The sequence below is a fragment of the Actinoplanes sp. HUAS TT8 genome (genome assembly GCF_051380535.1).
Taxonomy (GTDB): domain Bacteria; phylum Actinomycetota; class Actinomycetes; order Mycobacteriales; family Micromonosporaceae; genus Actinoplanes.
This window is the reverse complement of record NZ_CP195646.1, coordinates 458,922-484,340: the sequence shown is the minus strand read 5'-3', so window position 1 is coordinate 484,340 and position 25,419 is coordinate 458,922. Positions and strand designations below refer to the sequence as shown.

21 protein-coding genes are annotated in these 25,419 nt (G+C 73.1%); 8 read left to right on the top strand and 13 right to left on the bottom strand.

Features of this window, described 5'->3' with window-relative positions; genetic code table 11:
- The first annotated feature begins 23 nt into the window (after positions 1–23).
- The gene (locus ACSHV8_RS02050; protein ID WP_436528799.1) at positions 24–527 is read left to right on the top strand and encodes a hypothetical protein; all 504 of its coding nucleotides are present in this window, start codon (positions 24–26) and stop codon (positions 525–527) included.
- Between the two features lie 55 nt (positions 528–582).
- The gene (locus ACSHV8_RS02045; RefSeq protein ID WP_436528798.1) at positions 583–1,560 is read left to right on the top strand and encodes a phosphotransferase family protein; all 978 of its coding nucleotides are present in this window, start codon (positions 583–585) and stop codon (positions 1,558–1,560) included.
- A gap of 24 nt (positions 1,561–1,584) precedes the next feature.
- Here the strand turns inward: ACSHV8_RS02045 and ACSHV8_RS02040 are convergent, their stop codons facing one another.
- The 3 genes from ACSHV8_RS02040 to ACSHV8_RS02030 all read right to left on the bottom strand — a co-directional run bounded on the left by ACSHV8_RS02040 (position 1,585) and on the right by ACSHV8_RS02030 (position 5,504).
- Positions 1,585–1,866, bottom strand: a complete 282-nt coding sequence (locus ACSHV8_RS02040; RefSeq protein WP_436528796.1) for a hypothetical protein — start codon at positions 1,864–1,866, stop codon at positions 1,585–1,587.
- A gap of 85 nt (positions 1,867–1,951) precedes the next feature.
- A complete protein-coding gene (locus tag ACSHV8_RS02035; RefSeq protein ID WP_436528794.1) occupies positions 1,952–4,663 on the bottom strand; it encodes an ATP-binding protein in 2,712 nt (903 codons plus the stop codon).
- 100 nt (positions 4,664–4,763) lie between these two features.
- A complete protein-coding gene (locus ACSHV8_RS02030; RefSeq protein ID WP_436528793.1) occupies positions 4,764–5,504 on the bottom strand; it encodes an AAA family ATPase in 741 nt (246 codons plus the stop codon).
- Positions 5,505–5,617: 113 nt separating this feature from the next.
- On the opposite strand from ACSHV8_RS02030, the gene ACSHV8_RS02025 reads away from it, so the two are divergent.
- The 4 genes from ACSHV8_RS02025 (at position 5,618) to ACSHV8_RS02010 (ending at position 11,201) form a co-directional block, all read left to right on the top strand.
- Positions 5,618–8,317 carry an AAA family ATPase gene (locus ACSHV8_RS02025; RefSeq protein WP_436528791.1) on the top strand — a complete coding sequence of 900 codons (2,700 nt, stop codon included), beginning with the start codon at positions 5,618–5,620 and terminating at the stop codon, positions 8,315–8,317.
- Between the two features lie 91 nt (positions 8,318–8,408).
- Positions 8,409–9,581, top strand: a complete 1,173-nt coding sequence (locus ACSHV8_RS02020) for a sensor histidine kinase (RefSeq protein ID WP_436528789.1) — start codon at positions 8,409–8,411, stop codon at positions 9,579–9,581.
- Entirely contained in the window at positions 9,569–10,201 is a 633-nt protein-coding gene (locus ACSHV8_RS02015; RefSeq protein ID WP_436528787.1) for a response regulator transcription factor, read from the top strand. Before ACSHV8_RS02020 ends, ACSHV8_RS02015 begins: the two co-directional genes overlap by 13 nt.
- 241 nt (positions 10,202–10,442) lie before the next feature.
- Positions 10,443–11,201, top strand: coding sequence for a restriction endonuclease (locus ACSHV8_RS02010; protein WP_436528785.1), 759 nt, complete (start codon positions 10,443–10,445; stop codon positions 11,199–11,201).
- 42 nt (positions 11,202–11,243) lie between these two features.
- On the opposite strand, the gene ACSHV8_RS02005 is transcribed toward ACSHV8_RS02010, so the two are convergent.
- From ACSHV8_RS02005 to ACSHV8_RS01995, 3 genes are all read right to left on the bottom strand, one after another.
- Positions 11,244–11,705, bottom strand: a complete 462-nt coding sequence (locus ACSHV8_RS02005; protein WP_436528783.1) for an LNS2 domain-containing protein — start codon at positions 11,703–11,705, stop codon at positions 11,244–11,246.
- Positions 11,706–11,725: 20 nt separating this feature from the next.
- The gene (locus ACSHV8_RS02000; protein WP_436528781.1) at positions 11,726–13,165 is read right to left on the bottom strand and encodes a peptide MFS transporter; all 1,440 of its coding nucleotides are present in this window, start codon (positions 13,163–13,165) and stop codon (positions 11,726–11,728) included.
- 140 nt (positions 13,166–13,305) lie between these two features.
- Positions 13,306–15,609, bottom strand: coding sequence for an MMPL family transporter (locus tag ACSHV8_RS01995; RefSeq protein WP_436528779.1), 2,304 nt, complete (start codon positions 15,607–15,609; stop codon positions 13,306–13,308).
- 142 nt (positions 15,610–15,751) lie between these two features.
- Between ACSHV8_RS01995 and ACSHV8_RS01990 the strand changes: the two genes are divergently transcribed.
- On the top strand, positions 15,752–16,228 hold the full coding sequence (locus tag ACSHV8_RS01990) for a DNA polymerase ligase N-terminal domain-containing protein (protein ID WP_436528777.1): 477 nt from the start codon (positions 15,752–15,754) through the stop codon (positions 16,226–16,228).
- 34 nt (positions 16,229–16,262) lie between these two features.
- On the opposite strand, the gene ACSHV8_RS01985 is transcribed toward ACSHV8_RS01990, so the two are convergent.
- The 4 genes from ACSHV8_RS01985 to ACSHV8_RS01970 all read right to left on the bottom strand — a co-directional run bounded on the left by ACSHV8_RS01985 (position 16,263) and on the right by ACSHV8_RS01970 (position 21,727).
- Positions 16,263–16,727: a YfbM family protein gene (locus ACSHV8_RS01985; RefSeq protein ID WP_436528775.1), complete on the bottom strand. Its 465-nt coding sequence runs from the start codon at positions 16,725–16,727 to the stop codon at positions 16,263–16,265.
- Between the two features lie 51 nt (positions 16,728–16,778).
- Positions 16,779–18,602 (bottom strand): diguanylate cyclase domain-containing protein, encoded by a 1,824-nt coding sequence (locus tag ACSHV8_RS01980; RefSeq protein WP_436528774.1) that lies wholly within the window; start codon positions 18,600–18,602, stop codon positions 16,779–16,781.
- Positions 18,603–18,667: 65 nt separating this feature from the next.
- Positions 18,668–19,375 carry a TMEM175 family protein gene (locus ACSHV8_RS01975; RefSeq protein WP_436528772.1) on the bottom strand — a complete coding sequence of 236 codons (708 nt, stop codon included), beginning with the start codon at positions 19,373–19,375 and terminating at the stop codon, positions 18,668–18,670.
- 60 nt (positions 19,376–19,435) lie between these two features.
- The gene (locus ACSHV8_RS01970; protein ID WP_436528770.1) at positions 19,436–21,727 is read right to left on the bottom strand and encodes an AAA family ATPase; all 2,292 of its coding nucleotides are present in this window, start codon (positions 21,725–21,727) and stop codon (positions 19,436–19,438) included.
- A gap of 126 nt (positions 21,728–21,853) precedes the next feature.
- Here ACSHV8_RS01970 and ACSHV8_RS01965 point away from each other — a divergent pair, with 126 nt between their 5' ends.
- Positions 21,854–22,153, top strand: a complete 300-nt coding sequence (locus ACSHV8_RS01965) for a hypothetical protein (protein WP_436528768.1) — start codon at positions 21,854–21,856, stop codon at positions 22,151–22,153.
- A 77-nt stretch (positions 22,154–22,230) separates the two neighbouring features.
- Here the strand turns inward: ACSHV8_RS01965 and ACSHV8_RS01960 are convergent, their stop codons facing one another.
- From ACSHV8_RS01960 to ACSHV8_RS01950, 3 genes are all read right to left on the bottom strand, one after another.
- Positions 22,231–23,436 (bottom strand): acyltransferase family protein, encoded by a 1,206-nt coding sequence (locus ACSHV8_RS01960; protein WP_436528766.1) that lies wholly within the window; start codon positions 23,434–23,436, stop codon positions 22,231–22,233.
- A 78-nt stretch (positions 23,437–23,514) separates the two neighbouring features.
- Positions 23,515–24,798, bottom strand: a complete 1,284-nt coding sequence (locus tag ACSHV8_RS01955) for a hypothetical protein (RefSeq protein WP_436528765.1) — start codon at positions 24,796–24,798, stop codon at positions 23,515–23,517.
- Entirely contained in the window at positions 24,791–25,312 is a 522-nt protein-coding gene (locus ACSHV8_RS01950) for a sigma-70 family RNA polymerase sigma factor (protein WP_436528764.1), read from the bottom strand. Before ACSHV8_RS01950 ends, ACSHV8_RS01955 begins: the two co-directional genes overlap by 8 nt.
- Positions 25,313–25,419: the final 107 nt, after the last annotated feature.

Here is a 25,419-nt window from a genome sequence, read left to right as displayed (position 1 = left end):
AATCCGGCATACTGCCCGGCACCATGGACGTTCAAGAACTGCGGCGCGTCGCGATCGAGCGACTGGTCGGCCGGCCCACCGGGTCCGACACCCTCATCCGGATCGGCCTGGACGCCCTGCTGTCCGGTGTCCAGGCGCCGTCGCTGCCGCTGCTGGCCGGGTTGACCCGCGCCGAGGAACCCGAGGCGCCGGAACTGTTCGACCGGGTCGTCGCCGAGCTGCGGCTCCTGCCGGAGAACCTGCCGACCGACCAGGAGGCCCGGACCCGGGCCTTGGTCCTGTGGTGGGCCGGCCTGATCGTGGACGGCACGCTGCCGGTGCACTCCGGCGGTCACTACATCTATTGGTACGGCGGGCAGGCCCTCCCCGACGAACTGCTGCGGCCGCTGATCGGCGCCATCGCCCGCTACGACGACGAGTGCGAGACCTCCACGGTCGGGGACACCGAGCGGCCGGCCCGGCTGCAGGCCGCCGAGGCGGAGGTCGTCGAGAAGGCGAAAGCCCTGCTGGAGCGGCGGGCCGGCTAGACGTCGCACCGGAGGATCCAGCACAGTGGACGGCGTGGACGTGACAGCGGGAAACGTGAGCACAGACCGGTGGGCGGGCGCGGCCAGGCAGGCCCTCGGCGGTGGACGGCGTCTCGACGCGGTCGAACGACTCACCGGTGGCAGCCGGAAAGGCGCCTACCGGCTGACGATGGACGACGCCACGACCGCGATCGCCTACGTCTGGTCGGACTCCGAGAGCTACTGGCCGGCGACCGACGGCGCCGACGACCTCGCGGATCCGTTCTCGGCCGGCATCGGCGGGCTCGACGTCTTCGTGGCCGGGCACGCACGGCTGAGCGCGATGGGGGTCGGGGTGCCCCGCATCCACCTCGTCGACCGCGACCGGGTCCACTACCCGGCCGACCTGGCGATCGTCGAGGACTTCCCGGGCGAGGACCTGGAGGAGCGGTTCGACCGCGATCCGCGGGCCGCCGAGCCGACGATGGCGCGCCTGGCGCAGACCCTGGAGACGATGCGGTCCTGCCGCGCGCCCGCCTTCGGCCGGGTGGCGCACGTCGACGCCGGCGGGACGGCCCAGGATCCGTCCTGCGAGCAGGCGGCACTCCGCTTCGCCCTCCGGTGCCTGGCCGAGGCGTCCGCGCGTGATCAGCGGGTCGCCGACGCCCGCGACCGGCTGCAGGAGCGGCTCCACGAGCTCACCGCGGCGGTGCGGCCCCGGGCCGAATACTCGGTGGTGCACGGCGAGCTGTGGGGCCACGTGATGATCGGCCCGGACGGCGAACCCGTCCTGATCGACATCGACGACCTGAAGTACTTCGACGTCGAGTGGGAGCACGTGTACCTGCGCATCCGCATGCACGGCGACTACCCGCGGCTGGCCGTGCCCGGGCTCGACGAGGACCGGCTCGCGCTCTACATGCTCACCCAGCGGCTGTCGCTGACCGCGGGGCCGCTGCAGCTGATCGAGCAGGGCGTCCCGGACCCGGCGTTCATGCGGAGCGTCGCCGAGTACAACCTCGAACAAGCTCTGTCCTGGGTCTCGGCACGCTGAGCGAGCCGGCCGGTCGCCACCTGGTCATCGGGCCGACCAGCCGCCGTTCAGGGCCGCGACCACGATCATGCAGCATCCGGAGAGGGCGAGAACGGCGCCGAAGGATCGCTCGAGCAGCACGATCCGGGCGAGGCGCCGTTCCCGTTTCTCCTCGGTGTCGCCGGGGCGCAGGAGCCTGCTCGCCGGCCCGACGAGGCCGGCCGACCGCCGGACGTGGCGCGTGGCGAGGTTCTTGACATCGGCGGCGAGCGCGACACCGAGCAGCACGACCGCGATCAGGACGACGAACCCCAGGACTGTTCTCACCGTCGATGTCATAGCACGGGCCGGGTCAGCGGTCGTTGCCACCTCCACCGGTGAAAGATCTGCAGGAAGAGCGCCCCGGTAGATCTCACTGGTGCCCGCCCACCGGTGCCCCGGGGGCCGGCAGCGCCGTCCGCAGTTCGCGCCGCGAGGTGATGCCGAGTTTGGTGAACACCTTCCGCAGGTGCCATTCGATGGTGCGGGCGCTGAGGAACAGTTCGGCGCCGATCTCCGCGTTGGAGCGCCCGTCCCGGGCCCGGCGGGCGATCTGCAGCTCCTGTGTGGTCAGTTCGGCGTTGTCCGAGCGGGTTCGCGCCGCGACCGTCTCGCCGGTGGCGACCAGTTCCTGGCGGGCCCGGGCCGCGAACGCCTCGGCGCCGATGCTGACGAAGTGCTCGTGGGCCGTACGCAGCTGGGATCTGGCCTCGGCGATCCGGCGTTCCTGACGTAGCCACTCGCCGAAGAGCAGGTGGGCTCGGGCCAGCGCCATCCGGCCACGGGAACGCCCGAGCCGCTCGACCGCCTCCTCGTAGAGCGCCTCGGCGGCCTTCCCGTCGCTGATCAGCGCCCGGGATCGGGCCAGCGTGCCCAGTCCCCAGTCGGTGCCGCTGGGTTCGGTGGTCCGGGCGAGCCGGTCGACGGCGGCGGCCGCGGTGGCCCGGTCGCCGGTGCGGGCGGCCGCTTCGACGAGTTCGGCCACCGCCCAGCCGGCGAACGCCGACTCGCCCGGGTCGGCCGTGGCCAGTTCGGCCGCGCGCAGCGCCTCCGGGAACCGGCCGAGGCCGTTGAGCAGCACGGCGTTGGTGTGCTGGATCAGGGTGAGACCGATGCCCTCGCCGCGCTGCTCGACCGTGCGCATGGCCGCGCCGATCAGCGCGGACGCCGTGGTGGAGTCACCGCGCCAGGCCGGGACGGTGGCCGCGTCGTACGCGGGCCGGGTCATCCCGGTCGCCTCGGCGACCGCCTCGGCCTCCTCGACCAGCGCAGACGCCGCGTCGAACTCCCCCGCGTGCAGGTGCGCGCCGATCCGCTGGGTCAGCGCCACCGGCAGCATGACCAGGGCGCCGGCGGCCCGGGTGTGCCGCAGCCCGAGTTCGGCCAGCGCCTCCCAGGCCTCGTCGTCCCACACCTCGTACGCCGCGTGGCAGGCGATGCCGAGGCAGCGCATCGCCTCGCCGGCCGGCAGTTCGTCGCGCCGGAACGCGGCGAGCGCCCGCTGCACGGCCGGTGTCGCCTTCGCGTGGCCCTCGCGGTAGAGCTGCGCGAGCGCGTCCACGAGCAGGTCCTGGGCGTGGGAGCCGTCGGCGGCGGGCGGGGTGACGGCGGCGACCTCGGTCACCGGGGTCCCGGCGAACCGGCCGGCCAGCAGCGCGTACGTGATGGCGTCCAGGTACGTCTCGCGGGCCGCGGCCGGGTCGAGCCGTTCGAACCGGCGCACGGTCTCCAGCAGCAGGACCGGCGCCCGGCCGGACTGCCCGGTGGCGAACGCGAGGTGCCCGCGCAGCTGCCCGACGTGCGCGGCCCGCAATGCGTCGGGCGGGCCGGCCTCGACCCGGTCGAGCAGGATCCGCGCCTCGGCCGGTGAGCCGGCGTGGTATTTGTCGCGGGCCGCGGCCAGCTCGCGATCGGCCCGGCGGTCCGGGTCCCCGGTGAGCATCGACGCCCGTTCCCGGAACGCGGCGGCCGCGGCCAGCCCGCCGCGGGCCTGGGCCCGGCCGGCCGACGCCTCCAGCTCGGCGGCGATCGTCTCGTCCTCGCCGACGGTGGCCTGGGCCAGGTGCCAGGCCCGCCGGTCCGGGTCGCTCGCCGCCGACGTCGCCTCGCCCAGCGCGCGGTGCACGGCCCGCTGTTCGGCCAGGTCAGCGCCGTGGTAGACGGCCGAGCGGACCAGCGGGTGACGGAACGCCACGCGGTCGGCGACGGTCAGCAGCCCACCGGTCGGGGCGTCCCGGGTGACCCCGAGGGCGGCCGCCGCCCGCCACAGCAGCACCGGGTCGCCGACCGGATCGGCCGCGGCCAGGAGCAGCAGCAGACGCGACTCGGCCGGGAGCTCGTCGACCCGGCGGCGGAAACTCTCCTCGATGCGCCGGGACGTGTCGAGCAGCCCGAACCCGCCGGCCAGCGACGACGGGTCGGTCAGCGGCAGTTCCAGCAGGGCCAGGGGGTTGCCGCGGGCCTCGGCCAGGATCGCGGCGCGCACGCCGTCGTCGAGCGGCCAGCGCACCACCGAGCTGAGCAGTTTGCGGGCGGCACCGTCCGGCAGCCCGCCGACGGGCAGCCGGTTCAGCCCGTCGAAGCCCGGCAGCGGGGTGCGGCCGGCGAAGACCATGAGCACCGACTCGGCGCTGAGCCGCCGCGCCACGAACGCCAGGACCTGCGCGGACGCCGAGTCGAGCCACTGCGCGTCGTCGATCACGCAGACCACCGGCCGGTCCCGGGCCGCCTCGGCGAGCAGGTTGAGCACGCCCAGGCCGACCAGGAACGCGCCCGGGACGGCCCCGGAACGCAGCCCGAAGATCGTCTCGACCCCCTCGGCCTGCGGACCGGGCAGCCGGTCGAGGTGTTCCAGCAGGGGCCGGCAGAGCTGATGCAGGGCGGCGTAGGCGAGCTCCATCTCGGACTCGACGCCGCCGGCGCGGACCACCCGCAGGTCGGCGGCGGCCTCGCCGACGTGGGCGAGCAGCGCCGACTTGCCGGCCCCGGGCTCGCCGACCAGCACGATCGCGTCGCTGCGGCCGTTGCGGACCGCCGCGAGAGTCCCGTCCAGCTTCGCGCATTCCGTTCCGCGGCCGAGCAGCACCGTATTGCCTCCCCTGGTCATCCCCGAGCCGGATGCTAGGCCGGGAAACGCCTGGTGGCACCGCGTCGAGCATCACCGCGCGGGCGTTGAACCCGGGCGCTCACGGCGCGTTGTAAGGGGACAGGTCGGCTCTCGGCCACTGCCTGAGCGCGAGCGGATTCCCGCGAGATTCAAGAACGATTCTTTCCCGTACGGCGTCGTCCAGCGGCCACCACACGACGTCGTCGAGCAGCTCGCGGGCGTCCTCGGCGGCCAGCCCGTCGACCCGCAGCTCCGGCCGCCCGGCCAGGATCGGCCCGTCCCCGGGGCCGCGCACGGCCACGACCAGCCCGACCCGTCCGGCCGGCCCGCCGTCGAGGCGGCCGGCCACGAACGTCAGCACCTCGCCGGAGACCCGGTCCAGCCACTGCGCGTCGTCGACGACGCAGACCAGCGGCTCCGGGCCGGCGGCGACGGCCAGCAGCGCGAGCACGGCCGGCCCGGCCGTCGCCGCCTCCGGCGGCTCGCCGTGGCGCAGCCCGAACGCGGTGGCCAGGACCGCGTGCTGCGGATCGGGAAGCCGGCCGAGGTGACGTTGCAGGGGTGCGCACAGGCTCTGCAGGGCGGCGTACTCGATCGGCGACTCGGCCGCGACCGCGGTCGTCCGGATCACCCGGCCCAGCGGCGCCCGCACGGTCAGGTAGTCGAGCAGCGCGGTCTTGCCGACGCCGGCCTCGCCGCGCAGCACCAGGACCCGGCTGCCGCCGCCGTGGATCTCGCGCAGCAGCCGGTCGAGCCTCTCCTGTTCCCGCCGGCGACCGCGCAACGGCGGCACCGCGGCCGAACCCGGTACGTCGGACATGCGCTCAACGATCGCCGGGCGACCGGCCCGGCACCCCCAGGGTCGGACCCTGGCCCGGCCCCGGGTCGCGGGGCGGTCGTTGCGCGCGCAACCGGATGATCGATCATGGTGGTGTGCTGCGCGGACGGGACCGGGAACTGGCGACGCTGTCCGCGCTCACCGGCGCCGTCCGGGACGGCCGCAGCGGCGCGCTGGTGCTGACCGGTGAGGCCGGCGTCGGCAAGACCGCGCTGCTGGATGCCACCGTCGCGGCGGCCCAGGGCCTGCGCGTGCTGCGGGTCACCGGCGTCGAGTCGGAGATGGAGCTGCCGTACGCCGCCCTGCACCAGCTGTGCGGGCCGCTGCTGGCCCACCTCGACCGGCTGCCCGGTCCGCAGCGCGCCGCCCTGCGGATCACGTTCGGCCTCGACGCCGGCCCCGCCCCGGACGCGTTCCTGGTCGCGCTGGCCACCCTGACCCTGCTCGCCGAGGCGGCCACCGACCGGCCGCTGCTCGGGGTCGTCGACGACGCGCAGTGGCTGGACCGTGCGTCCGTGCAGGCGCTCGCGTTCGTGGCCCGGCGCCTGGTCGCCGAGTCGGTCGTGATGATCTTCGGGGTGCGCGGGCCGGTCGACACGCTGCGCAGCCTGCCCGAACTGGTGATCGGTGGCCTGCCCGACACCGACGCCCGGGCGCTGCTGGCCTCGGCGGTGCCGTGGCCGCTGGACGAGGGTGTGCGGGAGGCGATCCTGGCCGAGGCCCACGGCAACCCCCTGGCCCTGCTGGAACTGCCTCGCGGGTTGTCCCCGGCCGCCCTGGCCGGCGGGTTCGGCCTGCCCGGGGCGCTGCCCGGACTGTCCCGCCGGGTCGAGCAGAGCTTCCTGCGCCGCGTGGACGGACTGTCGCCCGACGCCCGGCGGCTGCTGCTGCTCGCGGCGGCCGACCCGGTCGGGGACGCGACCCGGCTGTGGGCGGCCGCGCGGCGGCTCGGGCTCGGGCCGGACGCCGGCGACGAACTCGAGGCGGCCGGGCTGCTGCGGATCGGGCTGCGGGTGGTGTTCCGGCACACGCTGGTGCGGTCGGCGGCGTACCGGGCGGCGCCGGCCGGGGAGCGTCGCCGGGTGCACGCGGCGCTGGCCGAGGCGACCGATCCGGCGACGGATCCGGATCGGCGGGCGTGGCACCGGGCGTACGCGCAAGAAGTTTTTGATGAGCGAGTGGCCGCCGAGCTGGAGTCGTCGGCGGACCGGGCCCAGGCCCGCGGTGGCATCGCCGCCGCGGCGGCGTTCCTGGAACGCGCGGCCGAGCTGACCGGTGATCCGGCCCGGCGGGCCGGGCGGGAACTGGCCGCGGCCCGCGCGAAATACCAGGCCGGCGCGCCCGACGCCGCGGCCCGGCTGCTGTCGCGGGCCGCCGACGGGCCGCCGGACGAGCTGCGCGAGGCCCGGATCGGCCTGCTGCAAGGGCAGATGGCGTTCGCGTCGCCGCGCAGCGCCGAGGCCCCCGACCTGCTGCTGGCCACCGCGCGCCGGTTCGAACACCTCGACCCGGCGCTGGCCCGCGAGACCTACCTGGAGGCGTTCGCCGCGGCCGCGTCGGCCGGCCGGTTCGCCCCGGACGCGATCGGCCGGATCGCCCGCGCGGTCCGCGACCTGCCCCCGCCGGACGCCCCGAGCGGCCCCGACCTGCTGCTGGACGCGCTGGCCGTGCTCTACACCGACGGTTTCCCGGCCGGTGCGCCCCTCGTCCGGGCGGCCCTGACCGCGATCGTGCGCGACCATCCCGGGCTCGACGAGGCGGTGCACTGGCTCTTCGTCGCCGACCACGCGGCCGGCTCGATCAGCGACGACCAGGCGCTGCACGTGCTCACCGCGCGCTACCTGACCCTGGTCCGCGAGGCCGGCGCGCTGGTCCGGCTCTCCTACATCGGCGCGCACCGGGTCACCGTGCTGCTCTACGAGGGCGCGATCGCCCAGGCCGCCGGGGTCGCCGAGGAGATGCACACCGGTGGCCTGGCCACCGGACTGGCCCGGCCGCCATTCGGGCGGATGCTGGCCGCCGCCTGGCAGGGCCGCGCCGCAGTGGCCGACCCGCTGATCGACCAGATCGTCACGGTGGCGACCGCGCAACGGCTCGGCACCGGGCTGACCGCCGCCTACACGGCCCGCGCGCTGCTGCGCAACGCGCACGGCGACCACGCCGCCGCCCGGACCGCGGCCGAGCTGGCCACCGCCAACCCGGCCGAGACCGGCATCGCCAACGTCGCCCTGGCCGAACTGGTCGAGGCCGCGATGCTCGGCGGCGACCCGGTGGCGGCCCGCTCGGCGCTGGAACGGCTGACCGAGCGGAGCATCCCCAGCGGCACGGGCTGGGCGCTCGGCGTCGAGGCGTACTGCCGCGCCCTGGTCACCGGCGACGAGGACCTCTTCCGCCGGGCGATCGACCACCTGGCCACCAGCCGCGCCGCCTTCTTCCTGGCCAAAGCCCATCTGCTGTACGGCGAGTGGCGGTGTCACCGGGGCCGGCCGGACGACACCCACCTGCGCACCGCCCACGAGATGTTCACCCGGTTCGGCGCCGAAGGGTTCACCGCCCGGGCCGAACGTGCCCTGGTCGCCGCCGGGGCCGCGCCCGGCCCGGCGCCCACGCCCGCGACGGTGGAGTTCACGGTGCGCGAGCACGAGATCGCGGTGCGGGCCCGCGACGGCCGGTCCAACGTGGAGATCGGCGCCGAGCTGTTCCTGAGCACCCGCACGGTCGAATGGCACCTGGGCAAGATCTTCGCCAAGCTCGGCATCAGCAGCCGGCGCGACCTGCCCCAGCAGGTCTTCTGAGGCGCCGCGGGCGATGGTGAACCTAGCACCACCATGAACCCTCACCTCTGCACTATCGAACGCCGCGGCCAGCGCTTTTAGGCTGTCCATCATGAACAGGGCGCTGAGAGATCTACTGCGGGCGATCACCGCCGGCATCGCCGGCCTGGCCGGCTTACCCCTTGCTTTCGGTACGGTCGTGAGCCTCCCCCTGCGGCCGGTGGCCCACGCCGTGATCCGGCGCAACCGGCGGCTGGCCGACTGGCACCGGCGCCACGCGTCCCAGGTCCTCGGCACCCCCGTCCCGTCGCCCTATGCCGGTCCCCCGAGACGCGGCGACCCGGTGACCTGGCGCGACGTGGGCTGGCTGGCGGCGAGCTTCCCGCTCGGCATCGCCGGCGCCGCGGCCTCCGCCGCCCTCTGGATCGGCACCCTGGAGTGCCTGTTCGCGCCGCTCATCGAGCCGTTCGCGCCGCCCGGCGTCTTCACCCCGCTGGTCTACGACGTCGACAGCCCGAAACTGGCCTGGCTGACCATGCTGGCCACCCCGATCGTCGGCGCCGCCGCGTGGTTCGTGCCCGGCCTGCTCAACCGGCTGCGCGCCCGGCTGGCCGTGCTGCTGCTCGCCCCGACCGAGGCCGACCGGCTGCGACTGCGGGTCGGGCGGCTGGCCGCCAGCCGGGAGGACGCGGTCGACTCGTCGGCCGCCGAGCTGCGCCGCATCGAGCGCGACCTGCACGACGGCCCGCAGGCCCGCCTGGTGTCGCTGGCCATGAAACTCGGCATCGCCGAGGACCTGCTGGACGCCGACCCCGAGCTGGCCCGCCGCATGGTCATGGACGCCAAGGGCAGCGCCGGGGAGGTGCTGGGCGAGCTGCGCGACCTGGTCCGCGGCATCCACCCGCCGGTGCTGGCCGACCGCGGGCTGCCCGGCGCCGTCGAGGCTCTCGCGCTCAACAGTGCCGTCCCGGTCACGCTCGACCTGCGGGTGCCCGGGCGGCTGCCCCCGGCGATCGAGTCGGCCGGCTATTTCGTCTTCGCCGAGGCGCTGAGCAACGCGATCAAGCACAGCGGCGCGACCCGGGTGACCGTCACCGTCACCCACGACGGATCGACCCTCGTCGTCAGCGTGGCCGACGACGGCCGGGGCGGGGCCCGGGTCGGCGCGGGCAGCGGCCTGCGAGGCATCGAGCGCCGGCTGTCCGTTTTCGACGGTAGGCTGACCGTCAGCAGCCCGGCCGGCGGGCCGACCGTGGTGCACATGGAGGTTCCGTGCGGGTCGTGATCGCCGAGGACCAGGCGCTGCTGCGGGACGGGCTCACCCACATGCTCACGCTTTACCGGTGCGAGGTCGTGGCCGCCGTGGAGGACGGGACACAGCTGCTCGCGGCGCTGCGCGAGCACCGGCCGGACGTCGCCGTGGTCGACGTCCGGCTGCCGCCGACGTTCACCGACGAGGGGTTGCGGGCGGCCGTCACCGCCCGGGCCGAGATGCCCGGCCTGCCGATCCTGATCCTGTCGCAGTATGTCGAGCGGTTGTACGCCCGCGAGTTGCTGTCCGATCGCGCGGGGGCGGTCGGCTATCTGCTCAAGGACCGGGTGAGCGAGGTCCGCCAGTTCGTCGACACCCTGCGGCGGGTCGCCGCCGGGCAGACCGTGATGGACCCGGAGATCGTCGCCCAACTGCTCGGCGGCGACAAGCTGTCCACCCTCACCCCGCGCGAGAAGGAGGCGCTGGGGTTGATGGCCGAGGGCCGCTCGAACGCGGCGATCGGCGACCGGATGCACATCACCGAGCGGGCGGTGAGCAAACACATCAACGCCATCTTCACCAAACTGGACCTGCCCCAGTCGACCGACGACCACCGCCGGGTCCTGGCCGTCCTCGCCTACCTCGACCGGTAACCGTCGCCCGCCCGTCGTGGCCTCGGGCCGGCCGGCAACGAGGTCCGGGGGTACCGGGCCCGGCCCACTTTCATGATCGGCTTCGCGCCGAACGGCCGACCCGGTGGGGTTCGCCCGGGCGATAACGTCGTATCAAGATCCACTTAGGGCGCGGGAGAGGCCGTTGGTCGTCCAGAAGCTGTTGCGAATCGCCTTGACCCTGACGAGTGCGTTGTTCGCTTACGTCAGCATCTTCTCACTGGTGACCGTCTTCCAGGGCGACACGAGCGCTCTGATCGCCACGGCCTTCTTCGGGATCGTGTCAGCCGGCACGTTTGCGCTTCGCAAGCCGGTGTCGTGGCTCGCCGGCCGGATTCTCCAGGTCGTTCCCGGGCCGGCCAGGACGTCGAGGGTGGCCTCACCACCACGGCCGGCCCCTCCGACACCGTCGTGGGCCCTCCCCCTCGGCCCGACCCCGCCGGTCGTCGTGTCGCCGCCGCTCCTTTCCCAGCGCTCCGGTACGGCCGCCCACCACGGCGTGACACCGCCGACGAGTGGCGTGCGCCCACAGTTGGGCATGACGCCGCCGACGAGTGGCGTGCGCCCACAGCTCGGTATGACGCCGTCGGCACGGCCCGGCATCTCGGCGCCGACCGGGCCGCCGGCCGATTGGCGGGAGGCCGAGAGGATGGCGCAGAGGCACATGCGGAACCACGGCTTTCCGGACGCCCGATTGACCGGCGACGGGGCTGACGGCGGTATCGACGTCATCGCGCGGGCCGCCGTCGCACAGGTGAAAATGCAGGCCAAGCCGGTCGGCCCGCAGGTCGTGCGGCAGCTGCGCGGCGCCAAGCCGCAGCTGGACCGGCACCTGTTCTACTCGACCTCGGGGTATACGAAATCAGCGCTGGCCACGGCCGACGAGATCGGGGTCAGCCTGTTCGTCATCAACCAGCGTGGTGTGATCGAGCCGATCAACAGGAGCGCCGTGGAGATGACACGGAGGCGTTCCGGCGCGTGATCTCGCCGCGGACACGACGACGACGTCCTGTCCGCGGGACGATCAGGTTCGGCCTTCGCGTTCCTGGGCCTTGTGGAGGGATTTGCGGTGCGGGACCCAGTCGGCCAGCCGCACCGGGAAGCCTTCGCGCTGCAGGCGGCGCACGACGTCCGGGTCGTCGTCGACGATCACGGCGACCGTGCCTTCGGCGGCCAACCGCCGTACGCGGAAGGCTTTGTAATCTTTGGCCGGCTGCCGGTCGTGGTCGCCGCGCATCAGCAGCCGCCCGGACGGCAGGTCGTGCTCCTCGAACCAGCGCTCGGTCACCGTCCGCAACCGCTCGGGGCGGCCGGTCAGCCAGATCACCTCGTGGTCCTCGGCGTACTCGTGCACCAGGTCGACGCCGGGCCGTAACGCCGGGTCACGGTGCGCGGCGGCGAAGAAACCGGCCCAGTTCTTCGGGCGTTTCTCGATATGACGCAGACGATGACGGACGTCGGCCACCACACCGTCGACGTCGAACACCGCGAACGGCCGGGCTGTCGTCAGCGCACACCACCCATCAAGCGCGAGATCGGACGGCTGCCCGCGGCCAGCGCGAGTCCGAGAATGATCGCCACAGCGCCGAGGATACCGAAGTACGCCGTCTCGTGATCGGCCGAGTAGTAGCCGGCCAGGGTGCCGGACGCGGCCGTGCCGAGCGCGATCGAGAGGAAGAACAGCGCGACCATCTGGGTCCGGAACACGTGCGGCGCCAGTTTCGTCGTCAACGACAGCCCGACCGGCGAGAGCAGCAGCTCGGCGATCGTGAAGACCAGCAGGATCCCGGCCAGCGCCAGCAGCGGGGTGCTGTTCGGGCCACCCCCGGCGAACGGGAGGAACAGCAGGAACGCGACGCCCATCAACGCCGTACCGGTGGCGAATTTGATCGGGCTCGTCGGCTGCCCGTCGCCGAGCCGGGTCCACAGGGCCGCGAACACCCCGGACAGCACGATGATGAAGACCGGGTTGATCGACTGCACCCAGGAGACCGGCATCTCCCAGCCGCCGAGATTCCGGTCCAGCCGCTCGTCCGAATAGATGGTCACAACGGTGAATTGCTGCTGATAGAGCGACCAGAACGCGGCACTGGCCAGGAACATCGGGATGAACGCGAACACCCTCCGACGTTCCTCGGCAGTGATCCGATGACTGGAAAGGATCACGATGAAGTACGCGACGGCGGCCACGATGCTGAGCACCACGACGACCGTTGAGAGCCGGTCCGCGGTCAGCCACGTCAGCGCCGACACCACCACGATCAGCACACCGGCGGCGAACGCGCCCGCGATCAGCGGCCACCGGTTGGCCGGCAGCGGGTTCGGCACCTCCCGGCCGGCCTCCGGCAGGTTGCGCCGACCCAGCGTGTACTGGACGAGACCGATCGCCATACCGATCGCGGCCAGCCCGAACCCGTAGTGGAAGCCGGCGTTCTCCTGCAGCAGCCCGGTGAGCAGCGGACCGGCCAGCGCGCCCAGGTTGATGCCCAGGTAGAACAGGGAGAACCCGGCGTCCCGGCGCTCGTCGTGCTCGCCGTAGAGCGTCCCGACCAGCGACGTCGCGTTGGCCTTGACCCCGCCGCTGCCGATCGCCACCAGCACCAGGCCGACACCGACCCCGAGCAGCCCCGGCAACACCGCGAGCGCGATGTGCCCGAGCATGACCAGCACCGCGCTCAGGAACAGCACCCGTTCCGAACCGAGCAGCCGGTCGGCGACCCAGGCGCCGAGCACCGTGGACAGGTAGACCGCGCCGCCGTAGGCCCCGACGATGCTGGTCGCCGCACCCTTGTCGATGCCCAGCCCGCCGTCGGCGGCCGCATAGTAGAGGTAGATCAGCAGGATGCCCTGCATGCCGTAGAACGAGAACCGTTCCCACAGCTCCACCCCGAACAGGTTGGCCAGCGGGCGAGGCTGACCGAAGAACGTCTTGTCGGATCGCGTCACGGAATCTGCACCGGCCATGGCATCGGATACCCGGTGGCGCGCGCGGACAATCACGCCGGGACCGGTCGCACCGTCCGAGTAGGACCCGGCGGCCCGGGCGGCACCCGGAGCGGGCCGCCGGGCCCTGGCCCGCGTGACGGTCAGCCCGGGACCTCGGCACTGGACAACGCCTGCTCGACGTCGGCCGGGGTCGCGAGGCGGCCGGATCGGGTGGCGGGGCGACCGGCCGGGTGGGTCGGCCACCAGAACCAGCGGCCCAGATCGAGCGCGAGCGCCGGAACCAGGACCAGCCGGACCAGCATCGCGTCGAGTACCACGGCCACCGCCACCAGGATCCCGATCTCCTTGAACGCGACCTGCGGCGTCAGTGTCAACGCCGCGAACGTGGCCGCCAGCACCACTCCCGCACTTGTGATGACGCCGCCGGTCGCGCCGAGAGCGCGCAGCAGGCCCTCGCGGTAGCCGTGGACGGCGACCTCCTCGCGGACCCGGGACAGCAGGAAGATGTTGTAGTCGGCGCCGAGCGCGACCACGAACAGGAACCCGATCAGCGGCAGTTGCACGTCCACGGCCGGGAAGTCGAAGACGTGCCGGAAGATCAGCCAGGCCGCCCCGAACGCCGCCGCGTAGGACGCGACGACCGTGGCCATCAGCACCACCGATCCGACGAACGCCCGCAGCAGCACGAGCAGCAGCAGGAACACCACGGCCAGGACCATCGGGATGACCACGTCCCGGTCGTGTTCCTGGGCGGCGTCACGCTCCATCGCCTGCGCGGTCGCACCGCCGACGCGGCCGCGCGATCCGACCACGTCGCGGATCCGCTGCACGGTCGCGCGGGCCTCGGCCGAGTCGACCGGCGCGGTGAGCACGGCGTCGATGCGGACCAGGGTGTCGTCGGTGGAGCGCACGGGTTCGCCCGCCGAGGCGACGCCGGGCACGGCCCCGACCTCGGCGGCCAGCGAGGCGTCGGCCGCGGCCGGGGCGACGATCATGACCGGCTTGGTCTGGCCGGCCGGGAAGTGGGTGGCCAGCAACTCCTGCCCGGCGATCGACTCCGGGTGCCCGCTGATCGCCTGCTCGCTGGTCAGCCCGATCCGCAGCCCGGACATCCCGGCGGCCAGGGCGGCCAGCACGAGCAGGCCCAGCAGCCACACCGTGCGCGGGCGGCGGGCGATCCAGCGTCCGGCGGCCCGCGGTTCGGCGGCGGCGCGGGCGGCACGCGGTTCGGCGCCGGCCTGGGCGGCACGCGGTTCGGCGCCGGCACGGGCGGCACGCGGTTCGGCGCCGGCACGGGCGGCACGCGGTTCGGCGCCGGCACGGGCGGCACGCGGTTCGGCGCCGGCACGGGCGGCACGCGGTTCGGCGCCGGCCTGGGCGGCACGTGGTTCGGCGCCGGCCTGGGCGGCACGCGGTTCGGCGGCGGCGCCGGCGCGCGGGATCAGCGGCCAGAACACCCACCGGCCGAGGATCACCAGCAGCGCCGGGAACAGCGTGATCGTGCTGGTCAGGGCCGCGCCCACGGCGATCGCCCCGGCGCTGCCGAGCGCGTGGTTGAAGCCCATGTCGGCGGCGAGCAGGCAGAGCAGTCCGAGGCTGACGGTGGCGGCCGACGCGACGATCGCCGGGACGGCACCACGCAACGCCCGGGCCATCGCCACGTGCCGGTCGGCGTGCCGGTGCAACTCCTCGCGGTACCGGGCGAGCAGCAACAGCGCGTAATCGGTGCCGACCCCGAAGATCAGGACGGTGACGACCGCGGCGTTCCCCGGGTCGACGGTCAGGCCGGCCCGTGCGCCGAGAACGTACTGCACAGCGCGGGCCAGCAGGAACGCCAGCCCGACGTTGAGCAGCGGCAGGATCCACAGGATCGGGCTGCGGTAGACGATCAGCAGCAACAGGATCACCACACCGAGCGTGACCAGCGTGATCGTCCGGTCGGCGGTCGCCTTGGCGTCGGCCGTGTCGAGCGCGGCGCCCGCCGGCCCGGTCAGTTTCACGGTCAGACCCTCGGGAGAATCGAGAACCACGCTTTCCCGTACGGCACGAGCCCGCCCGGCCAGCGTGGACTGTTCCGCCGCGAGCGGCACGACCAGGATCGCGGCCTGCCCGTCGACCGCGGTGACGGGCTCACCGCCGTACGCGAGCTGGTCCTTCCTGATTTTGACCCTGTCCTGTGGGGTGAGGCCGGAGTCGCGCTGATAGACGATGATCGCGGGCGTGACGCCGCCGTCGGGGAAGCGCCCGGCCAGCTCGGCGACCTTCGTGGCGGCGGCGCCGCGCGGCATCTCGACGACGGCGGCATCGACGCGCAGGTCCCCGAGTTTCCCGGCGAGCGGTACGGCGGCCACCGCGATCAGCAGCCAGACCAGCGCGGTCCACCACTTCCCGCGGCGGCCGGCGGGGTTGATCCTCCGTACCGAAAAAGGGCTTTTGATGGTCATCGACCGGATCCTCCGTGAAGTGGCGTGTCTGGCCGCTTCAACGTAGGTTTCCGGCACCGCCCCGAACCATGGCCGCCGCATCCGGATCCGAGGTACAGCCAGCACCACTGTCCCCGTGACGAGGGCTGGATAGGGTGGCGGCATGCGTCGCTTCGTGGTGCAACGGCACCGGGCCCGCCGCCTGCACTACGACCTGCGGCTGGAACTCGGCGGCGTGCTGGTGAGCTGGGCCGTGCCGAAAGGACCCACGCTCGACCCGGCCGTGCGGCGCGCCGCGTTCCGCGTCGACGACCACGAGCTGAGCTACTTCGACTTCGAGGGTGTCCTTCCGGCCGGCCGCTACGGGGCCGGCGACGTCATCGTGTGGGACGTCGGCGTCTGGGAGCCGGCCGGCGACACCGACCCGGCCGAGGCCCTCGCCGCCGGCGAACTCCACCTCGACCTGCACGGCGAAAAACTCCGCGGGCGCCTGGCCATGATCCACACCCGGGGTGAGGAGTGGTTGCTGATCCACAAACGCGACGAGCACGCGGTGAGCGGCTGGAACCCGGAGGATCATCCCCGCTCGGTCCTCACCGGCCGCACCAACGACGACGTCCGCGCCGACTCCCCCGAATAGCCCGGCCGCGCGGCGGCTCAGGCTGCGGGGTCGCTCAGGTTGCGGTGAAAAGGACGGCTCGGCCGGCAGTGGCGGCCCGGTCGTAGAAGGATCGCACGTCCTCGAAGTTGGACCACGTGTACTCGAAATCCTGGTCCCCGGTCGTCCCGTAATCGCCGTCCAAGGCGTCATACCGCTCCCGCAGCCACTCCCGGGTCAGCGGCTGCAACGCCGAGGCGACGTCGCGAACCTCGGCCCGGGTCAGCAGGACGAGGTAGGACTCCTCGTCCAGGTGCTCGCCGCCCAGGACGGCACGGTTCAGCGGGTAGTCACCGCCGTCCGGGTCCAGGGTGCCGTCGCTGAGGCAGCGGTGAATGGCGTCCCACGCCTTGTCCGTGTCGACCTTGAGATCGTCGTCGTCCCACGACTCCTCCAGATCCTCCAGGAGCTCGGACGGTTCGTCGGCCGCGGTGAGCTCCCGCTCCTGCTCGGCCGTGATCGCGAAGTGCACACCCAACATGCCCGCGATGCTAGATCCTGCCTCCGACAGAAACGGCCGCTTCCGCGAATGTCAGCGGCGGCGACCGGCGGACTTGGCCCGGTACATGGCGGCGTCGGCCTCGCGCAGCAGGTGGTCGGAGTCGGAGGCACCGTCGCCGGAGACGGCGACGCCGATGCTGACGCCGACCTCGACGGTGCGGCCGTCGATCTCGATCGGTTCGGCCACGGTCTTCTGGATGGCCTCGCAGACCCGCTGGTACGCGTCGGGGGTGGTGAGCCCGTCGATGAGGACCACGAACTCGTCGCCGCCGAGGCGGGCGACCGTGTCGGTGCGGCGCAGCAGGCCGGTCAGGCGGTGGGCGACCTCGACCAGCAGGACGTCGCCGGCGGCGTGGCCGAGAGAGTCGTTGACCGCTTTGAAGCCGTCCAGGTCGAGCAGCAGCACGGCGTAGCGGTAGCCGGGTTCGCGGGCGGCCCGGGCCTCGGCGAGGCCGAGCCGGTCCTCCAGCAGGACCCGGTTGGGCAGGCCGGTGAGGTGGTCGCGCAGGGCGGCCGTGCGCAGGCGTTCCTCCTGCTCGCGGAGCGCGGCCATCATGACCTGGTAGTCCAGGGCGGAGGCGAGCAGGGCGCCGGACTGGTTCATCGTCTCGCGGCCGGGCGGGGTGGTGGACTGGATGCGGCTGACCGCGGCCAGCATCCCCCAGTCGCGGGACCGGCTGCGGATCGGCACCGTGAACACGATGTCACCGGCCGCGCCGTCGGCGGTCGCGAACAGCTCGGCCGGCGGGAAACGCGCCACCGGGATCTCCGCGTCGGGCGCGCCGACGGAGATGCGGAACTCCCCGGCGATGCGCAGGTGGTCCTTCTCCAGGTTCTCGTCCCACAAGCCGAGGCAGCCGGCTGACGCCGGCGTCAATCCGAGCCATTCGAGGGTACGGGCGTCGGCCTGCTGCGTGCCGAGCAGCGCGATACCGAGCTCGTACTGGATGTTGAGGGTGCTCTGCAGGTATTGCACCTGGCCGAACAGGTCGCGGGTGTGCGCCTCGGAGACGGGCAGGCCGGCGCTGGGACAACCGCACGAGTGCCGCGGCTGGAAGATCGTCGGCACCCGGACCGTTCCGGTGCCGCCCTCGGCCATCAGCCGGTAGACGGCGGCGCCGACCTCGTCGAGCGGCTGCCGCACGCTGGACAGGGCCGGACGCAGGTAGGCGGCGTCGGCGATGTCGTCGAACCCGACGACGGCGAGCTCGCCGGGCACGTCGTGGCCGGTGGCCAGCATCCGGCCGATCAGGCCCATGGCGTTACGGTCGGTGCCGAGGACGATCGCGGTGGCCGGCATCCCGGCCCCGATCAGCGCGTCGGCGACGGCGGCCCCGCCGCTCTCGTGGTTGTCGCCGGTGTCGAACAGCAGCGCCGGGTCCGGCGTGAGACCGTGCGCGATCAGGCCCTCGCGGTAGCCCTCGTGGCGTTCCCGCAGGTCGAAGTGGGCCAGGTAGCCGGCGAAGGCGATCCGCCGGTGACCGTGTTCGATCAGGTGGGCGACGGCCTCGCGGACGCCGCTGCGGTTGTCGGCCAGCACCACCGAGGCGCCGGTGTCCCCGGCATCCTGGGCCACCATCACGACCGGCAGGCCGGCCCGGTGCGCGGCCGCGGCGTAGTCGGCGCTCACCGCCCCCGGCAGCACGACCAGCCCGGCGAGATGATCCCAGGCCAGGGGCCGGTGGAACTCGGGGATGCCGCTGCGGTCGGCACTGTGCGCCCCGGGGTCGAGCGTCTGCATCGCCAGGACCCGGTCGCCACCGGCCACCGCGGCGGCGTTGATCCCCTCAACGATCGCCCCGTAGTAGTCGCCACCCACGAAAGGCGACAGGATCCCCAAGGTACGGCCACTCACCGCCCCATGATCCCTTGCCTCGCGCGTCACGTCACCGGGAAGCCCTCGATTCCGGAACGGCGAGTTCAGAACCGGTCGAACGGGCGGATCCGGGGCGCGATCGCGGAATTGAGCTGCAGCAGCACGATCAAACCGATGCCGACGTACGTGTTGACCAGCGAGATCAGCACACAGACGAAGTACAGCACCTGGGCGATGACGATGCGCCGTTCCGTGCTGCGCCGCATCCCCGGATCACGGTCCTCGCGCAGCAGGCCGGCCCGGTCGGCGTAGCGCAGACAGGCCAGCAGCAGACCGCCGAGCAGAAGCAGGTTCAGCCAGTAGACGACGATCGCGATCCGGAACGTCATGTACTCGGCCAGCAGCCCCGTCGAGAACGGCATGAAACACACACCGAGCAGGAACGCCAGGTGCAGCCAGGTCAGCTCCCGGTCGCTGCGGGTCACATGGTTGAGCTGGGTCTGCTGGCCCACCCAGAACATGCCCAGCGTCAGGAAGCTGAGCGCGAACGCCAGAGCACTCGGCCCGACGTGCTGCAACACGCTCCACAAGGCCCGCTCGGCGTCGACCGAACCGTCCTGCCAGATCGGCGCCTGCCGGTGCGCCTCCTCGGCCACCGGGACGTGCAGGTCGAGCACGAGCAGGGTGAGCGTGACGGCGAAGATGCCGTCACTGAGCGCGGCCAGCCGATCGACACTGCCCCCGGCGATCCGGTGATAGACCGTGCGCCGATCCTTGGACGGCCCGTCCTGAGTGGACGTCGAGTCAGCCACCGCTACCCCCGCGATATAAGTGGATCTTCATTGACGGACGACTATCCGCCCCTGGCGACTCTAGGTCACCGGTTCGTCGCCGAGCAGGCGGGTGGCTTCGGCGCCCCAGGAGGGCAGGCCCTTGCCGGTGGCCAGGGCGAGGGCGGCGCGGGCCTCGGCGCGGCCCTCGTCGTCGCGGCCGGTGGTGATCAGGAGGGTGGCCAGGGCGGTGCGGGCCGGGACGAGGGGCCAGACCGCTCCGGTACGGGTGGCTTCGGCGACGACCGCGCGTAGGCCGTTCTCGTCGCCGCGCAGCCGGGCCAGGTAGAGGCGGGCGTCGGCCATGGCCTGCGGCAGCCGGTACGGCCGGGCGAGATACTCCAGCAGCCGCGCCTCCAGGTCTTCACGGCGAGCAACGACCGGGCCCGGGCCGGGCCGGGCGGTGGCGGGCGAGCCGGGGCCGGGGCGGTGGGTGGCGGGCGAGCCGGCGGCGGGGCGGTGGGTGGCGAGCAGGTCGAGGCCGAATTCGGTGAGCTCCACGACGGGGCGGAGGCGTTCGTAGTCGGCGTCGTCGACCAGGCGGCGGCCGGTGTCCAGCAGGGTGGCCGCGAACGCCGGCCGGTCCACGTGCAGCGCGCCCTGCGCCCAGTTCAGGCAGGCCCGGGCCCGTTCGCGCGGGTAGCCGGCGAACGCGTCGCCGGCCAGCGCCGCCGCGATCGCGGTCTCGGCGGCCGGGTCGCCGGTCTCCAGGGCGAGGGACAACCGGGCGATGAGGACCGCGAGCCGGGCCGACGGGTCGCGGGACAGGTCGGCCTCGGCCGCCGCCTCGGCGCACCGGCGCTGGTGTTCGCGTACGTGCCGGCCGACGACGGTGTCCGGCGCGGAGAGCACGGCCAGGGCGCGGGCGCGGCGGGCGTGCTGGCGCAGGTAGGGCACGGCCCGCTCGATCTGCTCGTACCCTTCGCGGGCCTCGCCCTGCTGGCGCAGCATCCGGCCGAGCGCCAGCCCGAGGTCGCCGCGGGCACCCGGTGGCAGTTTGCGGTCGGCCAGCAGCCGGCGCAGCACCGGCATGGCGTCGGACTGGGCGACGCTCTCGATGGCCGAGCGGCCCAGTTTCACCGCGAGCCGGACCCGGACCGGGCGCGGCAGGTCCGGGTACGCGGTGGTCTCCAGCAGGAAGCGGGCGGCCGTCCCGTCGTCGCCCTGGGCCGCGGCCAGATCGGCGGCGACCTCGGCGTTCCGTACGTGATCGGCGGGGTTCCCGGCCAGCCGGTAGTGATGCGCCAGCCGGGCCACCGGGCGGGGTTTGCGCTGCTCCAGCCGTTGCGCGGTGCGCAGGTGGAGCAGCCGCCGGGTGCCCGGTTCGACCAGTTCGTAGACGACCTGGCGGGCCAGGGTGTGCCGGAACCACAGCCGCCCGTCGAGTTCGTGCAGCAGGCCGGCGTCGCGGGCCTGGACCAGGGCGGCCTGGACGGTGACGTCGTCGGCGCCGAGGACGGCGGCGATCGGGTGCGGGTCGGCGGCGGGACCGATCGCGGCGGCGGCGCCGAGGATCTCCCGTACGTCATCGGTCAGATTTTTCAATCGGGTCTGGAGCACGTCGCGCAGCAGCGCGGGCACGGCGACGTCACCCAGGATCTCGGGTTGCCGGCGGATGCGCTCGACGTCGCCGTCGGTCACCAGGGACCGCATCACCTCCTCGACCAGGAACGGGATGCCGGCGGTCCGCTCGAACAGGTGGGTGACGAATCGGCTCGGCGGCACGGCGCCGGCGTCGTGGCGGGCGAGCAGCGACGACGCGAGCACACCGACCTCGTCCCGGCCCAGCGGGGCCACGGCCAGACGACGTACGGCCGAGGGCAGTGCCCGGGTCGCCGAGGTCTCCCGCATGGTCATCAGCACGGTCACGCCCACGACCGGATGCGCCGCGAGATGGTCGATCAGGTCCAGGGTCGCCGGGTCGGCCATCTGGAGGTCCTCCAGCGCGACGACGAGCGGGCCGCGTTCGGCCAGCAGGGCGGCCATGGCGCGCAGCAGCCGGGCCCGGTCGGCGTCCGGGTCGAGCGGCGGCCCGGCCACCAGCGGCCCCTTCAGGCGCAGCCCGTCGAGCAGCGGCCCGAGCGGTTGCGGCTCGCGCAGGTCGTCGCAGTGCGCCACCAGCACCGGCACCGGGGAGTCGGCCAGCACTTCGGCGACCAGGCGCGTCTTGCCGACGCCGGCTTCGCCGGTGAGCAAAATCAGCGCGTACGGCCTGGTCAGCTCCTCGCGCAGCGCCGCCAGCAGCGTGGTCCGGCCGACGAACGGCCCGGTGGAACTGGGCAGGGCGAGCGACGCGGCGAGGTGGGCATCCGTCCCCCACCGCGTCCCCTTCACCGCACCATCATGGCGGACGTCCTCACCGGCCCCGGGCCGGCGTGAGACCTGCCCGCTCATGATGTGGACGGCTGCATTGCATCGATGGCGCTTGGCGCGCCGGCCGGGGTCTTGCAGACTCGTCCTATGGACGAGACACCGGGCGGCAGGGGAGCTGACCACCGCTCACGAACCGTCGGTAAAAAGATTGCCAAGACTCGCAGTACAGGTAAGACCGTCCGGAGCGCTCAGGTCGAGATCACCGAACGCAGCGACAGGATCCTGGATCTTCGCCCGGCCATTGCGGTACCAGCCGACCAGCAGTGGTTCTGGGACAAGCGGTGGCAGGAAGGTGAGCGCCGCGCGGACGCCGATATCGCCGCTGGTCGGAATGCGACCTACGACAACGTCGACGACTTCATGGACAGCCTGGAGGTTGACGAATGAAAGTCGCCAAAGCCAACGAATTCGCTACAGATCGGAAGTCGATGCCGGTCGACATCGGCGTGCCCTCAAACCCCGGTTCATAGCCGCGTGTGAGGCTTACCTCTCCGACCCGGGACAACTTTGGCCCCCAAAACCCTTGAGCATGTCCGCGACTTGAAAAGCTCCGGATGCGGAATTGAAAGCACGGTCTTGTCCCGCACGGACGATTGCGGCGGGTTTGCGGCCGGTCGTTGCCGAAGGTGCTGGAACGGGGTTTCGAAGACGGTGGCGAACAGGCGGGCGGCGGCCAGGGCGACCGGGATCGCCAGGAGCACAGTGACGGTGAAGGCGGTCGGGTGTGAACCGGTGTGGGGGCGCACGAGCAGGGTGCTGATGAGGGCGACGACCGGCATGTGGATCAGGTAGAGGCTGTAGGAGAAGCGGCCGAGTTCGCGCAGCGGCGCGCAGTCCAGCGCCCGGATCACAGTGGCCGGGCGGTGGGTGGCCAGGGCGGCGAGGAACAGGGCGATGGCCGGTCCGACGGACAGGTCCAGCCAGTAGTAGTGGGCGACCGTCCACGCCGAGCCGCGCAGCGTGACCAGTGTGAGGACCGGTGCGCCGGCCAGGGCGGACAGGAGAAGCCAGGGCCGGCGGCGGATCCGGCCGGCCGCGGCGACGATGCCGGCGGCCAGCACACCCAGGGTGAACAGGGGTGCCAGTTCCAGCGTGTACCCGATCGCCCTCGGCCCGGGGTCCAGCAGGCCCGCGGCCACCACCGGGACGGTGACGGCGGCGATCGTCGCCGTCGCGCCGAGGTGTCGGCGCGACAGCAGCACGACGGGGAATGCCAGGTACAGGCCGGCTTCCACCGCGATCGACCAGAACGCGCCGTTGGGTGCGGGCACGGCGACCGCGTCCTGCAGCAGCAGACCGTAGACGACCATGGACTTCCACGTCGGTGGGGCGCTGAGCGGCAGCGCCGGTACGACGGCGGCGATCAGGGCGCTGATGGCCAGGGCGGCCCAGTAGGCGGGCAGGATCCGCCGGGCCCGGCGGGCGGCGTAGCGGCGGGTGCCGCCGAGCTGCCAGGCGTTGCGGGCCGGGGCGAGGGCCAGGGAGAAGCCGGACAGGGTGATGAACACGACGACCGCGAACCGGCCGTGGACCAGCCAGCCGAGCCAGCCCGGGCCGGTGTTGGCCGGATAGCCGGGGAACGACAGCAACCAGCAGTGATGCAGCACGACGTAGAGCGCGGCCAGGCCGCGGAGCCCGTCGAGCCCGGGGATCCGGTGGGTGGTGATCACGGTCGGCTTCCTGGTCGAGGGCGCACGCCGGCCACGGGCGTGGCCTGCGGCCGGCCCGTTCCGGGTGGGAAGGACGTGCTAGGGGAGGCGGATCAGCCGCCAGGTCCGGCCGTCCTCGGAGAGGTACGGTCCGTCGTCGGAGTTCATCAGGTAGGCGCCGGGGGCGACCTGGGTCAGCCCGGGGTCCACCGGATGTCCGGTGCCTTCCTTCGGATAGCCGGGCAGGGTGACCGAGGTGTACCGGCCGGTGCCGCGGCCGGCGACGAGCCCGGCGTACGTCGTGAGGATGTGCGCGCCGTCGGCGGTGACGAAACCGGGCGAGACCTGGTAGACGTGGATCGTGTCGCCGTCACGCCAGGTCAGCCCGCCGTCGGTGGTGTAGTGCGACGCGTACTCCTCGCCCGTGCGGTAGGTCAGGACGTAGGCCGTCCGGCCGGAACCGGCGGCTATCCGGGGCGTGTACATCCCGGCCGTGCCGCCGCTGCCGAGCACGGCGGTCGCCGCGCCGGTGAAGACGTGGGTGTGCCAGGTGCGGCCCCCGTCGGTGCTGGTCGCCACCGCGGGCTTGTCGGTGGCCGGGTCCAGTCCGGGCACCCACAGGTTCCCGTCGATCGGCACGTCGACCACCCCGGTCCACCATTCCTGGACGGTGATGCCGGCCGGCTGGGTGGCCAGGGGGGCGAAGCGGCCGGTGACCGGGTCGATCGCACCGACCCGGCAGGTCGGCACGTCGAGCACGGCGCAGTCGACCGGCCGTACGCCGTCCGGGACCGCGGCCACCGGCTGGGTGTCGATCACGGCCGGCTGCCAGGTCGAGCCGCCGTCGCGGGTGATCCACACCCTGTTCCCCGTGCTCAGCGGGGTGCCCGATGCCAGGGCCTGTACTTCGGCGACCGTGAGGTTGTGCCGCTCGCGCCAGACGAGCAGCCCGGGGGCCAGGGCCACCAGACTGGCCGTACGAGGGCCGGTCTCGCCGCTGGTCGCGGGGGGTATCGGGCGCTGCTGCCAGGACTTGCCGGCGTTCGACGACACGTACAGCCGCATGTCGCAGTCCCGGCACGGTTCGACCAGGCGGTACAGGCTGGTGCCGGCGTTGGTGACCGAGGTCTCGGGGAACCACACGCTTCCCGGGCTCTCGGTGGGTGCCGGTGCGGTGTCGGCCAGGCCGACCTCGTTCGGGGAGGTCTGCACCGAGTATCCGACGCCGGTCACGCTCAGCACGGTGGCCAGGAACGCCGCGGCCGTGGTGACCGCGCGGCGGCGCCGCACCTTGCCGGCCCGGCTGCGTACGGTGCTGAAGTCGGGCTGGCGCACCGCGTCGCCGACCTCGGAGCGCAGCCGGTCGAACTGTGGTTCACGCATGGCGTACCTCCGCGGGCAGCGGGACGGACTCGTCGTCGGAGAGATAGCGGGCCAGTGTGGCCCGGCCGCGGGCCAGCCGGGCCTTGACCGTGCCCACCGGTATGTCGAGGGTGGCGGCGACCTCGGCCACCGACAGGTCGGACAGGTGGTGCAGCACCACCGCTTCCCGGATCGGCGGGGTCAGCCGTCGCAGCGCGGCGAACAGGGCCACCCGGTCGCCGGACATCCCGGGCACCGTGGCCGGGGTGGTCTCGACCCGGCCCGAGCGGACCAGGCGGTCGAACAGCCAGCGCCGCCGGTAGCGGGTGCGGGCGACGTTGAGGGCGACGACGCGCAGCCATCGCTCGGCGTCGTCGGCCCGCAGGAAGGATCGCGGCGAGGCCAGGACCCGGGCGAACGCCTCGTGCACGGCGTCCTCGGCCTCGGCGAGATCACCGACCAGGCCGGTGACCTGGATGACTAATCGCCGGTAGTACGCCTCGTACGCCTGCCGTACGTAGTCCTCGGCATCCACGCGCCCTCCCGGTCGTTGCTCGCCTGTCCGAAGAAGGACCAGCAGGTGGACCGGACGGTTGCATCGGTTCCGGCGATTATTCACGAAAAAAGTGGCCGGGCCCGTGA